This is a genomic window from Sphingopyxis terrae subsp. terrae NBRC 15098 (assembly GCF_001598815.1).
Classification (GTDB): Bacteria; Pseudomonadota; Alphaproteobacteria; order Sphingomonadales; family Sphingomonadaceae; genus Sphingopyxis; species Sphingopyxis terrae.
The window spans coordinates 233,341-248,535 of the sequence record NZ_BCZQ01000004.1 but is presented as its reverse complement, the minus strand read 5'-3'; the positions used below and the strand labels follow the sequence as shown (position 1 = coordinate 248,535).

Sequence of the window (15,195 nt, the reverse complement as noted above, 5' to 3'; positions counted from 1 at the left end):
CGGCGGCGCGTGTTTCTGACAGGGGAGGCGAAAAATTCGCTTCAGGCGTCGATCGCCGCCTCGTCCAGTGTCGCGGCATTGGCCTGAATGAACTGGAATCGATGCTCGGGATGCTTGCCCATCAGCCGGTCGACCAGATCCTTGACGATCTGCCGCTCCTCATACTCCTGCGGCAGCGTGACCTTGAGCAACGACCGCGTCGCCGGGTCCATCGTCGTTTCCTTGAGCTGGTTGGGATTCATCTCGCCCAGCCCCTTGAAGCGTCCGACCTCCACGCGTTTGCCCTTGAACAGGGTCGCTTCGAGTTCGGCACGGTGGGCGTCGTCGCGCGCATAGGCCGACGTTGCTCCCGCGGTGATGCGGTAAAGCGGGGGCTGCGCCAGATAGACATGGCCGGTGCGGACGATGTCGGGCATTTCCTGGAAGAAAAAGGTCATCAGCAGCGTCGCGATATGCGCGCCGTCGACGTCGGCATCGGTCATGATGATGATCTTGTCGTAGCGCAGGCGGTCGGCATCGCAATCCTTGCGCATCCCGCAGCCGAGCGCGAGCGCAAGATCGGCGATTTCCTGATTGGCGCGGATCTTGTCCGCGCTGGCGCTGGCGACATTCAATATCTTGCCGCGAATGGGCAGGATCGCCTGCGTCTTGCGATCACGCGCCTGTTTGGCACTGCCGCCGGCGCTGTCGCCCTCAACGATAAATAATTCCGTGCCTTCCGGGCCGTTGTTCGAACAATCTGTCAGCTTGCCGGGCAGGCGCAGCTTGCGCGCGCTGGTCGCCGTCTTGCGCTTGACCTCGCGTTCGGCCTTGCGCTTGAGCCGCTCGTCCATCCGTTCGAGGATCAGCCCGAGGAGCGCGCGGCCACGATCCATATTGTCCGAGAGGAAATGGTCGAAATGGTCGCGCACGGCATTTTCGGTGAGGCGCGCGGCCTCCGGGCTCGACAGCCGATCCTTGGTCTGGCTCTGGAACTGGGGGTCGCGAATGAAGACCGACAGCATCATCTCGCCGCCGTTGAAGACATCTTCGGCGGTGATCTGTGCCGCCTTTTTCTGCCCGATCAACTCGCCAAAGGCGCGCAGCCCCTTGGTCAGTGCAGCGCGCAGCCCGGCTTCGTGCGTGCCGCCTGCGGGGGTGGGAATGGTGTTGCAATACCAGCTATAGCTGCCATCCGACCACAGCGGCCAGGCGATCGCCCATTCGGCGCGTCCCTGTTCGTCGGGGAACTCCTGCCGCCCCACGAAAGGTTCGGCAGTGGCGCACTCGCGTGTGCCGATCTGTTCCTTCAGATGGTCGGCGAGTCCGCCCGGAAACTGGAACACCGCCTCTGCGGGCGTGTCGTCGCCAATCAGTTCGGGCGCGCATTTCCAGCGGATTTCGACCCCGGCGAAAAGATAGGCCTTCGACCGCGCCATGCGATAGAGCCGCTGCGGCTTGAACCGGCCATGTTCGCCGAAGATCGCGGGATCGGGCACGAAGGTCACGCTGGTACCGCGGCGGTTCGGCGTCGGCCCCAGTTCCTCGAGCGCGCCCAAGGGCAGGCCTTGCGAAAAAGACTGTCTATACAATTGCTTGGAGCGTGCAACTTCGATGATGGTTTCGATCGATAGCGCGTTGACGACGCTGACCCCGACGCCGTGCAGGCCGCCCGAGGTCGCATAGGCCTTGCCCTCGAACTTCCCGCCCGAATGGAGCATCGTCAATATGACTTCGAGCGCCGATTTCCCCGGAAATTTCGGGTGCGGATCGACTGGCATGCCGCGGCCATTGTCGACCACGGTCAACCGGTTGCCGACGTCGAGTGTGATCTCGATCCGCGTCGCGTGGCCCGCGACGGCTTCGTCCATGCTGTTGTCAATGACTTCGGCCGCAAGGTGATGCAGCGCCCGCTCGTCGGTGCCGCCGATGTACATGCCGGGACGGCGGCGGACGGGTTCGAGCCCTTCCAGCACCTCGATCTGCGAGGCATTGTAGCTTTCGGTCGCGGGGGCGGAGCTGTCGAACAAATCGTGACTCATGGCCTTGCTATAGGGGGCTGGGAAGGGCGCTGGCAAGCGCGGTTTTCGGGCGATCCAGGGCGCGGCGCGGACCGATTTCCTGCCGCTCGGCTCATCCCGTTTTCAGCACAGGCAGGAACTTCGCCGAAAGCCGGCGGGTTGATCGGGTGACTGCAAAGTCACTCAAAAAGTGGAGAAAATATATGAAACTCGCCTCTCTCCTCGTCGCTTCGGCGGCGACGATGCTGGCTTTCCCGGCCATGGCCCAGGACAGCGGATCCACCGCGCGCGACAGGTCGCAGGATTTCAACGGCCCCTATGTCTCGGTCGGCGGCGGCGCGACGCTGCAGGGCAGCGATCGCGGCGAAACGCTCGTCTTCGATACCGATCGCGACGGCACCTACGGCGATCAGGTCACGACCTCGACCGGCGCCGACGCCTTCTCGCCTGGTTTCTGCAACGGCGCCGCGACAGGCACCGCGAACGGCGGCTGCCGCAACGACAAGGACGGACCCGAATTCTTCGGTCGCGTCGGCCTCGACAAGCGTATGGGCAATTTCGTCGTCGGGGCTTTGATCGAGGGTGGTCACAGCGTCGCCCGCGATAGCGTCAGCGGCTTTTCGACCACCCCCGCGAGCTATACGATGAGCCGCGAAGCCGATTGGCAGGCCAGCGCCCGCCTGCGCGCCGGTTACACGCCCGGCGGTGGCGCGCTCTTCTATGTCACCGGCGGCCCCGCCTATGCGCGGCTCGACAACCGCTTTTCGACGACCAATACGGCGAACAGCTTTGCCGACAATGGCAAAACCAACGCCTGGGGCTATGCCGCCGGCGGCGGGGCCGAGGTGATGGTCACGAACAACATCGCGGTCGGGCTCGAATATCTCTACACCGACGTCAAGGACGATGATTATGTGGTGAACGTCGGCGCGGGCAGCGCCCCCGCAACCAACCCGTTCCTCCTCAACGGCGGCGGCACCAATATCCAGCGCAGCGATCCGCATTTCCGGACGCACAGCGTTCGCGGAACGTTGAGCTTCCGTTTCTAACAGGTTGGAAATGAAGGAAAGGCGCCGGAGCGATCCGGCGCCTTTTCGTATGTCAGTCTATCGGCCGAGCGGCGCGTCGAAGATCGCGAAATTGCCGTTCGCGCTCGCGACGAGCCGGTCGTCCTGATAAAGACGCGCATCGATATTGGCGATGCGTTTGCCCTGATGCAGAACGGTCGCATCGCAGATCAGCCGGCCTTCGCGCACGCCGACATGATAGTTGAATTTGATTTCGAGCGTCGCGCACCATTTGCTGTCGGGCATCTGGCTGGTCAGCGCGCCGCCCATTGCCGTATCGGCGAGCGAATAGGCGACGCCGCCATGCGCAACGCCCTGCGGATTGAAGTGCCGCGCGCGGTCGATGTCGATCGCCATCCGGCATCGACCATCGCCGCGTTCGACCATTTCGAACCCCATGAAGCGCGCGAATTCGAAATCCTGTCCGAACGGCCTCACCGGACGCGCGGCCCCCCGAAGGGCGGCGGCGGCGGCGGGCGGCGCGTCCCGCGCGGCAGTTGCGCCTGATAGGCGCGTCCGCAATGTTCGACGCAATAAGGGAAGCCGGGGTTCACCGCCTCACCGCAGAAATGGAAATCGGGCTCGCCCGGATGGCCCATCGGCCAGCGGCAGATACGATCGTTGAGATCGAGCAGGCTGGTCTTGTCGGCGATCTCGGGGCTCGGCTTTGCGGGCACAAGGCGGCGCGGCGGCGCCGGCGGAATCGGAGCCTGCTGGTCGCCGGGTCCCTGACGAATGAAGCCTCCCGGGCCGATCGAGACGATGCGCGGCGCATCAGGCTTGGATGGCGCGTCGGTTTCCGGGGCCGAGGCATCGGCGGCAACCGGCTTCGGTTCGGCCTTGGGCGGTGCGGCTGCCGGACGCGGAGCCGCCGGTGCGGCAGCACGGGGTGCAGCAGGCGCGGCCGCCGGCTTGGGTGCAGCGGGCGCCGCCGCCTTGGGCGCGGGCGCCTTTACCGGCTTGTCGGTGGCCTTGACCGGCGACGGGCGCGATTTCAGCCCCAGACGGTGCGCCTTGCCGATGACGGCATTGCGGCTGACCCCGCCGAGCTCGTCGGCGATCTGGCTGGCGGTCAGGCCCTTTTCCCACATGTTGCGCAACTGTTCGATGCGCTCATCAGTCCATGACATCTTTATTCCTCATCATTCCACGCCGCGGGCGGATCGCATTCCCGAAAAGGACGCGCGCAGTCACAGCCCAGCTTGCGGTAAGATCGGGGAGGCGATAGGCGAGAACGCCATGAACGACCAGCCCCAAATTTCGCGCCCGGAGTCGGGCACAGGCTCAGGCGATTTCCGTGCCGCGCCGCATTTCGCGGAACCCGGTGTCCCGCATATCCGGACACTCAATGTTCCGGGGATGCAGGCGCTATATGTCAAGGAGGTGCGGCGCTTTTTCAAGGTGCAGCTCCAAACTATCTGGGCTCCGGCGGTCACGACACTCCTTTTCCTCGTCATTTTCACCGTCGCGCTGGGCGGTGCGGGTCGCCGCGTCATCGGCGTTCCCTTTGCCGACTTCATTGCCCCCGGCCTGATCATGATGGCGATGCTGCAGAACAGCTTCGCCAATTCGAGCTTCTCGCTCCTCGTCGGCAAGATACAGGGCACCATCGTCGATTATCTGATGCCGCCACTCGCCGTGGGCGAGCTGATTATCGCACTTGTCGGCGCCGCGGTGACGCGCGCGATCCTCGTCGGTATCGCGCTCTGGGCCGCCATGCTGTTCTGGCCCGGCGTCCACGTCGCCCCGCAGCATCCATGGGCGGTCGCGCTGTTCGGCGTCCTCGGGGCGATGATGCTGGGCTTCCTCGGGCTGCTGACCTCGGTGTGGGCCGAAAAATTCGATCACGCCGCCGCGGTCACCAACTTCGTCGTCACGCCCCTCGCGCTGCTGTCCGGGACGTTCTACTCTGTCGACAAGCTCGCCCCCTGGTTCCAGTCGGTCGCGCACGGCAACCCCGTCTATTATGCGATCATGGGGTTCCGGTACGGCTTCATCGGCACGGTCGATTCGACGATTGCCAATCCGGTCGTGACCGCAGCGCTGTTCCTGATCGGCGTAAATGCGCTGTTGGGCGTCATCACCTATCGTCTTCTGGCGTCAGGCTGGAAGCTCAAGGCCTGAAGAGTCCGCACCGACCCGCGAGGGCCGGTCAGGTCAGTGGCGGTGGATCGAGCGCACGCGGTAGCGACCGCGATCGAGCCCGTCGAACATCGCCTCGACCTGCGGGTGATCGACCGGCCCTTCGTCGCCGTCGGCCACCAGATTCTGCTGGCTGACATAGGCGATATAGGCGCTGTCCTCGCTTTCGGCGAGCAGGTGGTAATAGGGCTGTTCCTTGGCCGGGCGGATCGCCTCGGGGATCGCCTGATACCATTCCTCACTGTTCGCGAAGACCGGATCGACGTCGAACACGACGCCGCGAAAATCGAACATCCGGTGCCGCACGATATCGCCCGGCGCAAAGCGCGCGCGTTCGATCAGCGGCGCGGAAATTGCGGCGGAGGGCGTATCGGGCAGGGAAGTATTCTTGATCGTCATGTCGTTAACTTATGACGATCCGCGGGGGATTCAAGTCCATTCCCCAGTCGGGCGACGGGCCGCGCCACGGGTCGAAACATGGGGAAAAATGGAGGAGAGTGAGGGATTCGAACCCTCGGTACCGTTGCCGGCACTTCGCATTTCGAGTGCGACGCTTTCGACCACTCAGCCAACTCTCCTCGCTGAGGCGGTTGCCCCTAGCGGCGGTCAGCATATGTTGCAACCCCTTCGTCACAAAATTGCGTCCCGCCGCCATTTTTCACCGGTGCATCAGGGTCGGTCGGCCTCCCACCAATAGGGATCGCGCTTGCGATTGCCGGTTTCGGCTTCGTTGAGCGTCATCGGGTCGTAGAGCCGTCCGCCGAGCATCACGCGGTGGATCCGTTCGGTGTTGCGGATATTTTCGGTCGGATCGGCATCGAGAATCAGCAGGTCAGCGAGCTTGCCGGCCTCGAGCGAGCCGACGTCCTTTGCATAGCCGAGCGCCGTGGCCGGCATGATCGTTGCGGCGCGCAATGCATCGATATTGCTCCAACCGCCGCGCACGAAGGACCATATCTCCCAATGCGCGCCGACGCCGGCCTGCTGGCCGTGCGCGCCGATCGACACGTTGCGGCCGACCGCGGCGATCTTGCCCGCTTCGCGCGCCGAATCATCGTCGACATAATCGCTTTCGGGCGCAATCACGCGGCGCTTGTTGTCCGCTGCCAGGATCGCAGGCGGGATGTGGCGCGCGAGGATCGGCTGTTCCCACACATTGGTATGCGCGCGCCAATAGGGATCGCCGGCAGGGCCGCCGTATGTCACCACCAGCGTCGGCGTATAGTCGGTCTTCGTCTGCCCCCACAGCTGCACCAGATCCTTGTAGAAGGTATGCAGCGGAATATTGTGCTCGACGGTCGTATTGCCGTCCTGGATCAGCGTCAGGTCCATCGTGTAGAGCGAGCCGCCCTCGGGCACGACCGCCATATTTTCGGCCTGCGCGGCCTTGACCACCATCTGTCGCTGTTCGCGGCGGGGCTGATTATAGTTTTTGACGCTATGCGCGCCTTGGGCCTTCAGTCGGCGGACATGCGCCAAAGCGTCTTCATAGCCGTCGATTTCGGCATAGATGCCTGCGGCCTTGGCGCCGTAGATGATCTCGCCTGTCGAAAAGATGCGCGGCGCGAGGATCAGGCCGGCACGCTGCATTTCCGACGACACGAAAATTTCGGACGCGCGCGACGACGGGTTGTGACTGGTAGTCGTTCCCATCGCGAGGTTGACCATCTCCGACCAATTCTGCTGCGGCACCAGCTCGTCATCGCCATGCGGGCCGTGGGCATGGGCATCGACAAAGCCCGGAACGATCGTTTTGCTCGTCGCATCGACCGTCACCGCGCCTGCCGGAACGGTCACGGCGCCCGCGGGCCCTACGGAAACGATGCGGTCGCCGTCGATGACGATCGCGCCATTGTCGATGATGCCGCCGTCCTTGGCCGCCATCGTTACGATTTTGGCACCGGTTATCACGACGATGCCTTTGTGCTTCGCCGCAGCCTGCGTCATCGAAAGCGAAACGCCCTCGGTAGGCGGCGTGAATTTCACCGCCCGGTCATCGCCCGGAGCATCGGCGAACATTGCGCCCAGGTCGGCGCTGAACAGCGTTGCGCCGCGCGTCCAGTGGAGACGCCGGCCGCCGTCCGACCAATGCATATAATCGGCGCCGCTACCGCTGATCCGCGTCACGGGCAACGCGCCGCTCTTGGTCGAAAGCGATACGTCCTGACCGCCGGGCATCAGCGGAGTGACATAGGCGTCATAATTCTCGCGGAAGGCGAGGGTGCGGCCGTCGGGCGAAATTTCATAGTCGCTGACCAGGTCGCCGCTGGCATGAACGCGCTTGTCCTGGCCGTTGAGATCGGTGCTGACCAGCTGGTTCTTGCCGTCGCCCGACGCGACCATGAAGATGCGGTCGCTATCGGTGCCGAACTGCGGCTTGGCGCCATTGTCGGTGATCCGGACGGGGGCGCCCCCGGTCGCTGCGACGCGGTAGATGCCGGGATCGTCGCCCCAGCGCTGTGACGTCAAACCGCCGCCTGAGCGACGCTCGAATGCGATCAGCTTGCCGTCGGGAGAAAAGCGCGGTTCGGCATAATGGCCGGGGACGCTCGTCACCTTGCGCGATGCACCACCGCTGCCGGCAATCGTATGGATTTCGCCAAGACCGGCGTCGGTCCAGCGCACGAAGACGATCTGCTTGCCGTCGGACGACCAGCTCGGCCAGAGTTCGAACGCGGCGCTTTTGTCCGCGGTCAACCGGCGCGCGGTGCCGCCCGTCGCGGGTTTGACCCAAAGCTTGCCGAGCGTTTCGAACACCACCTGCCTGCCGTCGGGCGAGACTTCGGCCCAGCGCGGCATTTGAGTCTGGAAGCTGTCGGGTGCGACCTCGACCGCGGGATGCGTCGCATCGATGATCACGCGGTCATCGTCGATCTGGAACGGAATGATCCGCGCGTCACCACCTCCGGCAGCCACGCGGCGCAGCTTTCCGCCGGCCCAGAACAGGATTTCGCCGCTGTCGGGGGTCCACGCCATATTCGGGTAGACGCCGGTGACCGCCCAGGTTTCCTGCACATCCTGGTCGAGCGCGTCATAGACCTTCTTCTCGGCGCCCGAGGTCAGATCCTTGACGTAGAGTTTCGACTGCGCGCCCTCGCGGCGGACGAAGGCGAGCTTCTTGCCGTCGGGCGAGGGGGTGGGGCGCACCGCGCCGCCATCGCCCGATGCGGCGGTGTCGACCTCTCCCGTGTCGAGATTATAGCGTTCGATATGGAACAGGTCGGTGTTGCTGTCCTGCGCATATTCGAAAATCGGCCCCGGCGTGACGTTGCGCGTGTAATAGACATGCTTGCCGTCGGGCGCGAAAATCGGTTCGCCCAGCTCTTTCTGATGCCGCTCGTTCGGGCGCTTGACCAGCGGAACGCCTGCCCCGCCCGACACATGATAGAGCCAGACTTCGCCGGTGCCGAGCGAGCGCCCGGTGGTGAAATGCTTCTTGGCGACGATGAACTCACCGTCGGGACTCCAGCTCGGCTGGTTGAGCAGGCGGAAATCTTCCTTCGACAGCTGGCGCTTGTCGCTGCCGTCACGGTTCATGATCCAGATATTGTCGCCGCCGCCGCGGTCGGAGACGAAGGCGATGCGCTTGCCATCGGGCGAGAAGCGCGCCTGATGCTCATAAGCGAGCCCTTCGGCGATACGGGTGGGCGTGCCGCCCGCGATGGGCATGGTGTAGATATCGCCGAGGAGGTCAAAGGCGATCGTCTTGCCATCCGGCGCGACATCGATGTTCATCCAGCTGCCTTCGTCGACCGCGATCGGCACCTTGTGCGTTACCATTCCGGGCGGCGCGTTGACGTCCCATTTTTCGGGTTTTGCGTCGGCCGCAGGCGCGGCTGCCTGTTGAGCGAAAACCGATGTCGAACAGGCCAGAGTCGCGGCCAGGGCGAGTGCGATGCGCGCCATGAAATTATCCCCTGTTGTAATTATGCTGTGAGCATATGGCGCTCCCCGCAAAGCGCAAGCGGTCGCTTTCGATGAAGACGCTGGCCGCGTCGACGGACGACTGCTAGCGATAGGTGGCAATAAAAAACCGGGAGGGATTTGTGCCGCTGACGGGAATACGCGTGCTCGATTTCGGGCGCTATATTGCGGGCCCTTATTGCGCCGCCTTGCTCGCCGATTATGGCGCCGGTGTCATCCGGATCGAGGCGCCCGGCGGCAATGACGACCGTTTTACCGTGCCCGTCGCCGAGGATGGATCGGGCGCGATGTTCATGCAGATGGCGCGCGGCAAGCGGAGCCTGAGCCTGAAGCCCGGAACGCCCGAGGGCCGCGAGATCGTACGCAAGTTGCTCGCCGGCGCCGATGTCGTGATCGCCAACCTGCCGCACGATGTGCTGAGCAAGCTTGGACTGGATTATGAAAGCCTGTCGGCGATCAATCCCCGCATCATTCTTGCAACCGCGTCGGCCTTCGGCAGCGAGGGGCCGCTTTCGGGGAGCGTGGGCTTCGACGCGGTGGGTCAGGCAATGTCGGGGACGGTTCACCTGACCGGCACGCCCGACCAGCCCTATCGCGCGCAGGTCAATTATGTCGATTTCGGTACTGCGCTGCACTGCGCCTTCGGGGTCATGGTGGCGCTGCGCGAACGCGAGCGGACGGGGCGGGGGCAGTGCGTTTCGGGATCGCTTCTCGGCACCGCTCTGGCCTTTTCGAATGCGTTGACGATCGATCATGCGATCAACGGGATCGAGCGTCAGCCGATGGGAAACCGCAGTTTCAGCTCGGCGCCCACCGATCTGTTTCGCACCCGCGACGGCTGGATCGTCACCCAGATCGTCGGCGGCGCGATCTTCGCGCGCTGGGCGGCGCTGGTCGGGCGCCCCGAACTGGTCGACGATCCGCGATACGCAAGCGACATCGATCGCGGCAATAATGGTGCCGAACTGAGCGCGATCATGCAGCGCTGGTGCATCGAACGCAGCACCGAGGCGGCGATTGCCGAGATGGGCGCTGCGCGCGTTCCCGCCGCGCCGATCCTGAAGCCCGGCGAAGCGCTGGCGCACCCGCAGGTGGCCGCGATGGACCTGATTGAGCCGCTTGCCTATCCCGGCTCTCCCGCGCCGGCGCCGGTGATCCGTGCGCCGATCGGGTTGTCGGAAGCGGCAAAGGTCACGGCGCGGCGCGCACCGCAGGCGGGTGAGCATAGCGATGCGATCCTTGCGGAGCTTGGGTATGATGCCGCCAGCATTTCCGCTTTGCGCGCGCAAAGGATTATTTGATCCGCCTTGCGGTGGACGGGGTAACATCGCCTTCCTAAGTTGCGAACCACAACCGAAATCTAGTGCAGGAGCGTCCAATGGCCGACCAGAATGACTATGTGCCGCCGAAAGTGTGGAGCTGGGACAAGGAAAGCGGCGGACGTTTCGCCAACATCAACCGCCCGATCGCCGGCCCGACCCACGACAAGGATTTGCCGGTAGGCAAGCATCCGCTCCAGCTCTATTCGCTCGGTACGCCCAATGGGGTGAAGGTGACCGTCATGCTGGAGGAATTGCTCGCGGCGGGTCATTCGGGCGCCGAATATGATGCGTGGCTGATCAACATCGGTGAGGGCGACCAGTTTTCGAGCGGTTTCGTCGACGCCAATCCGAACAGCAAGATCCCGGCGCTCGTCGATCGCAGCGGCGACACGCCGATCCGGGTGTTTGAATCGGGCGCGATTCTGATCCACCTCGCCGAAAAGTTCGGGGCTTTCCTTCCCACCGATCCCGCCCAGCGCGCCGAAACGCTGTCCTGGCTGATGTGGCAGATGGGGAGCGCGCCCTTTCTCGGCGGCGGCTTCGGCCACTTCTATGCCTATGCGCCGTTCAAGCAGGAATATCCGATCAACCGCTATGCGATGGAAGTGAAGCGCCAGATGGACGTGCTCGACCGCCGTCTGGCCGACAATGAATATATCGCCGGCAGCGATTACAGCATTGCCGATATGGCGATCTGGCCCTGGTATGGCGCGCTCGCCAAGGGGTTAATCTATGACGCTGGCGAGTTCCTGCAGGTGCAGGACTACAAGAATGTCCAGCGCTGGACCGATCAGCTTGCGGCGCGTCCCGCCGTCAAGCGCGGGCGGATGGTCAATCGGGTGATGGGCGATCCGGCGAGCCAGCTTCGCGAACGTCACGACGCGTCGGATTTCGACCTGCGCACCGAAGACAAGCTACAGGCAGCGAACGGATAATTTCGCGTATTTTGTGCGCCGGGCACGCGGGCGATCGTCAACATTTCCCCGCGCGCCGCGCATTCCGGCGCCCGGCGCCGTATCCATAATCGGTAATTTGCGCAAAATTCCGGCACGTCGTCTTTGGGCGATGCTTGACGCGTGGCGGTCATGTTGGCCGCATGACAGGTCCATACCCCCGAAACGGCATCCGCCGCCCGGCTATCATCCGCGAGGCTCAGCGTCTGGCCCGCAACGAGCGGGCGGCGGCGATCGTCGAAATGGCGCTCGTGCTGCCACTGTTTCTGACGCTGCTCATCGGCATCCTGATCTACGGGCAATATTTCCTCCTCGCACATAATGTGCAGCAGGCTGCAAACGATGGCGCGCGCGCCGCGATCGTCGGCCTCGACGCCGCCGATCGCCGGGCGGTGGCGATCCGCGCGGTCGATCGCAGCATGGCGAGCATCGGCGATTACAGTACCGCCAACCGCACGATAGCGGTCAGCGAGACCAGCGAGGCGGTTACCGTCGCGCTGACATACACCGTTCCTGCAGACCATTTCCTTCGCTCCTCTTTCGTCCCGGCGCCCGGCCATGTGATCAGCGCCCGCGCGACCTTCGAACTGCCGGCGGATTGACGATGCGCCGGCCCATCTCGGCAAAGCTGGCGCGCGATACGCGCGGCGGGATCAGCATCGCTTCCGCGCTGGCGATGACGATGCTGATCGGCTCGGCGGCGCTCGCGGTCGACTTCGGATCGCTCTATCTCGACCGCCGCAAGCTTCAGGGCATCGCCGATGCGGCGGCGCTGGCGGCGGCGGGACGCCCCGGCGACGAACGGGCGGCGGCCGACCGGATCATCGCCGCCAACTGCAATTGCGCGATCACCATCTCGGCTTTCGAAGCCGGAACCTATACTGCCGACCCCGGCATCGCCGCCGAACAGCGCTTTGCCCCCGGCGGCAACAGTCCCAATGCCATCCATGTCGTCCTCACCCGCGAGCGCCCGCTGTTCTTCGGGCGCTTCCTGACCGGGCGCGACCATAGTGTCATACATGCCAGCGCCACCGCCGCGCGGCAGGGCTATGCCGCCTTCTCGCTCGGTTCGCGCGTCGCCGCGGTGCATGGCGGTCTGCCTAATGCGCTGCTGTCGGCGCTCACGGGCAGTCAGGTCAATCTGAACCTGATGGACTATAATGCGCTCGCCGATGCCGACATCGACCTGCTCGCCTTTTCCGACGCGCTGCGCACCGAACTCGATGCCGACGTGCTGACCTTCGGTCAGACGCTCGATACGCAGGCGACGTTGCCGCAGGTGCTGGGTGCACTCGCCAAGGCAAGCGACGGGCAGGCGGCAAAAGCGATCGGCACGCTCGCCGATGCGGCGCTGCCGCGTAGCCTCCTGCCGTCGCGCGCGATCGACCTCGGCCCGCGCGCATCGAGCATCCGGATCGACCCCGCCAATCCGGTGAAGGTCAACGCGCTCAGCATGGTGCGAACGATGCTGTTGCTCGCCAACGCCAATCGCCAGCTCGATCTTGCGACCGGCGTCACCATTCCCGGGGGTTCGGGGGTCGATGTGGCGTTGATGATCGGCGAGCCGCCGGCCAACTCGCCGCTGATCGCGGTGACCGAAAAGCAGGACGTCATCGTGCGCACTGCGCAGGTCAGGCTCAAGCTGGCGGCGAGCGTCAACACACCGCTCGCCGCAATCGATATCCCGGTCTATACCGAATTGGGATCGGCCGAAGCGCGCATTTCGGACATCGACTGCCACCACGGCAGCGACGCGGTAACACTGGGGATCAAGACGGCCCCCGCAACCTTGTCGATCGGCAAGGTCAATGCGATCGATTTTCAGAATATGCAGCGCCCACTGAACCCGCAGCCGGTCAAGCTGCTCAGCCTGCCGCTCGCGAGCGTAAACGCAAAGGCCGAACTGGTGCTGTCCGATCTTTCCGAAAAGCCCGCACGCTTCACGCGCGACGACATCGACGATGGCCGCGTCAAGACGGTCGAAAGCGGCGGATTGATATCGTGCGCCGCCAAATCGCTCGCCGATCGGATGGATTTGTCGGTCAACATCCTCGGGATTGGATTGAACGCCAAGGCGCTGACCAGCCTTGTCGGCGACACGGTCGGGCTGGCCGCGCCCGTGCTCGACGGCGTGCTCGAAAGCGTCACCGCGACGCTGGGGCTGCATCTCGGCGAGGCGGATGCACGGGTCAACGCGCTGCGGTGCGGCAAGGCGCGATTGGTCTGATCGCTCCGTTTCGGCGCCATTGCCGGCACGCCGCGCCGCCAGCCGCTCCGCATTCCTCCCATAATATGTCCATGGCTTCGAAGGGGAGGCGAATTTGGCGACGGCACAGGAACCCGAACGGGTATCGGCGGCGGACTTCATCCGGGGATTTGCAAGCTGGCGGCTCCGGTCGGCGCGGCGGCCGGTCGTGGTGACGCACCATGGAAAGGACGCGCACGTCCTGATCTCACACGACGATTACCGGCGGCTGCGCAAGCCCGCGAGCGGCGAAGCGGTCGACGCGCTGCAGGCGTCGCTTGCGAACCTCGTCGAGGCGATCCGCGATGCGGTGCTGCTGTTCGATCGCGACCGGCGCATCGTGGCGCTCAACCCCGCCGCGCGCGATTTGGTCGCCGGTGATGACGATCTGCTCGAGCGCCAATTGGTCGATATATTTCCGGGTTTCGGGGCAAGTCTGGTGGCGAGCCATGTCGTCCGGCTGATCGAATGCCGCGAGCGCTTTGCGGGCGAGGTGCCTGGCCTTTTGCATCCGCGCCAGTGGCTGCGCGTCGATCTGGTGCCGGTTCCCGCGGGCGGCGCGATGATCCTTCGCGACACAAGCGCGACATTCGAGGGGGCGGCCGAAGGCGACGCGCGCGCCGCGACGATTGCGGCGATCGAGGCGCAGGGAATGATCGGCCACGCCCGCCTTTCGGTGCGCGAGGCGATCGAGGACGCCAATTCCGCGCTGATTTCGATGGTAGGTGTCGACGCGCTGGCGATCCGGCGCGTGCGCTTTTCGGCGCTGCTGTCGATCGCGACGCGGCGCTGCTTTGCCGAAGCGCTCGAAACCGTATTCCGCACCGGCGAACCCGCGCGCGTCGAAGCCGAGTTGATCAGCCGCGAAGGCGAGGCGGTGCCCGTAACCTTGTCGATCGCCGAACGGCGCGGCGCCTATGCCAGCGATGGCGTGGTGGTCGTGGCGGTACCAAGGTCGCCGCGGGCCGGGTGAGCGGCCGAAAACGATAGATTCCAGTCATTCGCTCCAGACCGGCGGCGAACGGCGACTTTGGGGTGGGAAGAGGACATTCAGTCCATTATAGGAATTTGGGTCTGCGTAGCGAAGGATCGACGGTGGCCAAGCATCTCACGATATTAATGCTGGCCTTGTTGACCGCTTGTTCGTCAAATAGTGACAGTGTCACGATGCTTGCTACTAGACTGGCACACCAAGACAGCGTCGGTCTCTCTAAAGAATATCGTGACGGCTATATTCCGTGCGGCGTTAAGACGCTTTCTAAAGTGCCGAGTAAGAAAATTGATGCTGCGCTCGAAGCGCCCGATGTTTCCGCAATATGGGAGATACTCGGCAGCGACACACTTGATGCTTATGTTAAGGCGTGCAGGCAAACCGACCTCCAGAGAGGGCCGTCGCTAAAAACATAGTCATCCCCATACCGTCCACAATCGCTCGGCTGTCGTCATAATCGCAAGATCGGTGCGGAATGACCGGGATGGGGTGGTTAGCTGCCATTCCGATTGGATTGTCGGGGCTCGATGCCCTGCGCTTCCAGAAGCCCC

General features: G+C 64.2%; 13 protein-coding genes and 1 tRNA gene. 8 read left to right on the top strand and 6 right to left on the bottom strand.

Going from position 1 to position 15,195, the window contains the following annotated elements:
* Positions 1-41 precede the first annotated feature (41 nt).
* Complete coding sequence (gene parE, locus STE01S_RS03920; protein WP_058811399.1) at positions 42-2,021, bottom strand: DNA topoisomerase IV subunit B; 1,980 nt, start codon at positions 2,019-2,021, stop codon at positions 42-44.
* A 182-nt stretch (positions 2,022-2,203) separates the two neighbouring features.
* Between parE and STE01S_RS03915 the strand changes: the two genes are divergently transcribed.
* Positions 2,204-3,049, top strand: coding sequence for an outer membrane protein (locus STE01S_RS03915; RefSeq protein ID WP_062765053.1), 846 nt, complete (start codon positions 2,204-2,206; stop codon positions 3,047-3,049).
* A gap of 57 nt (positions 3,050-3,106) precedes the next feature.
* Here STE01S_RS03915 and STE01S_RS03910 read toward each other — a convergent pair whose 3' ends face one another.
* Positions 3,107-3,505 (bottom strand): PaaI family thioesterase, encoded by a 399-nt coding sequence (locus tag STE01S_RS03910; RefSeq protein ID WP_062765050.1) that lies wholly within the window; start codon positions 3,503-3,505, stop codon positions 3,107-3,109.
* Positions 3,502-4,197 carry a GcrA family cell cycle regulator gene (locus STE01S_RS03905; protein WP_062765047.1) on the bottom strand — a complete coding sequence of 232 codons (696 nt, stop codon included), beginning with the start codon at positions 4,195-4,197 and terminating at the stop codon, positions 3,502-3,504. The genes STE01S_RS03910 and STE01S_RS03905 overlap by 4 nt, the downstream gene beginning before the upstream one ends.
* A gap of 109 nt (positions 4,198-4,306) precedes the next feature.
* Here STE01S_RS03905 and STE01S_RS03900 point away from each other — a divergent pair, with 109 nt between their 5' ends.
* Positions 4,307-5,191: an ABC transporter permease gene (locus tag STE01S_RS03900; RefSeq protein ID WP_062765044.1), complete on the top strand. Its 885-nt coding sequence runs from the start codon at positions 4,307-4,309 to the stop codon at positions 5,189-5,191.
* Positions 5,192-5,224: 33 nt separating this feature from the next.
* Here the strand turns inward: STE01S_RS03900 and hspQ are convergent, their stop codons facing one another.
* The 3 genes from hspQ to STE01S_RS03885 all read right to left on the bottom strand — a co-directional run bounded on the left by hspQ (position 5,225) and on the right by STE01S_RS03885 (position 9,115).
* Positions 5,225-5,608 carry a heat shock protein HspQ gene (gene hspQ, locus STE01S_RS03895; protein WP_003044045.1) on the bottom strand — a complete coding sequence of 128 codons (384 nt, stop codon included), beginning with the start codon at positions 5,606-5,608 and terminating at the stop codon, positions 5,225-5,227.
* A gap of 89 nt (positions 5,609-5,697) precedes the next feature.
* Positions 5,698-5,787, bottom strand: a tRNA-Ser gene (locus STE01S_RS03890).
* Positions 5,788-5,878: 91 nt separating this feature from the next.
* The gene (locus tag STE01S_RS03885; protein WP_062765041.1) at positions 5,879-9,115 is read right to left on the bottom strand and encodes an amidohydrolase family protein; all 3,237 of its coding nucleotides are present in this window, start codon (positions 9,113-9,115) and stop codon (positions 5,879-5,881) included.
* Between the two features lie 140 nt (positions 9,116-9,255).
* Here STE01S_RS03885 and STE01S_RS03880 point away from each other — a divergent pair, with 140 nt between their 5' ends.
* The 6 genes from STE01S_RS03880 to STE01S_RS20270 all read left to right on the top strand — a co-directional run bounded on the left by STE01S_RS03880 (position 9,256) and on the right by STE01S_RS20270 (position 15,060).
* A complete protein-coding gene (locus STE01S_RS03880; RefSeq protein WP_082813209.1) occupies positions 9,256-10,434 on the top strand; it encodes a CaiB/BaiF CoA transferase family protein in 1,179 nt (392 codons plus the stop codon).
* Positions 10,435-10,511: 77 nt separating this feature from the next.
* On the top strand, positions 10,512-11,390 hold the full coding sequence (gene yghU / locus STE01S_RS03875) for a glutathione-dependent disulfide-bond oxidoreductase (protein WP_003044038.1): 879 nt from the start codon (positions 10,512-10,514) through the stop codon (positions 11,388-11,390).
* Positions 11,391-11,551: 161 nt separating this feature from the next.
* A complete protein-coding gene (locus STE01S_RS03870) occupies positions 11,552-12,010 on the top strand; it encodes a TadE/TadG family type IV pilus assembly protein (protein WP_062765039.1) in 459 nt (152 codons plus the stop codon).
* A 2-nt stretch (positions 12,011-12,012) separates the two neighbouring features.
* The gene (locus STE01S_RS03865; protein WP_062765036.1) at positions 12,013-13,635 is read left to right on the top strand and encodes a TadG family pilus assembly protein; all 1,623 of its coding nucleotides are present in this window, start codon (positions 12,013-12,015) and stop codon (positions 13,633-13,635) included.
* A gap of 94 nt (positions 13,636-13,729) precedes the next feature.
* Positions 13,730-14,626 (top strand): PAS domain-containing protein, encoded by an 897-nt coding sequence (locus tag STE01S_RS03860; RefSeq protein WP_062765033.1) that lies wholly within the window; start codon positions 13,730-13,732, stop codon positions 14,624-14,626.
* A 122-nt stretch (positions 14,627-14,748) separates the two neighbouring features.
* Positions 14,749-15,060: a hypothetical protein gene (locus STE01S_RS20270; RefSeq protein WP_162928195.1), complete on the top strand. Its 312-nt coding sequence runs from the start codon at positions 14,749-14,751 to the stop codon at positions 15,058-15,060.
* Positions 15,061-15,195: the final 135 nt, after the last annotated feature.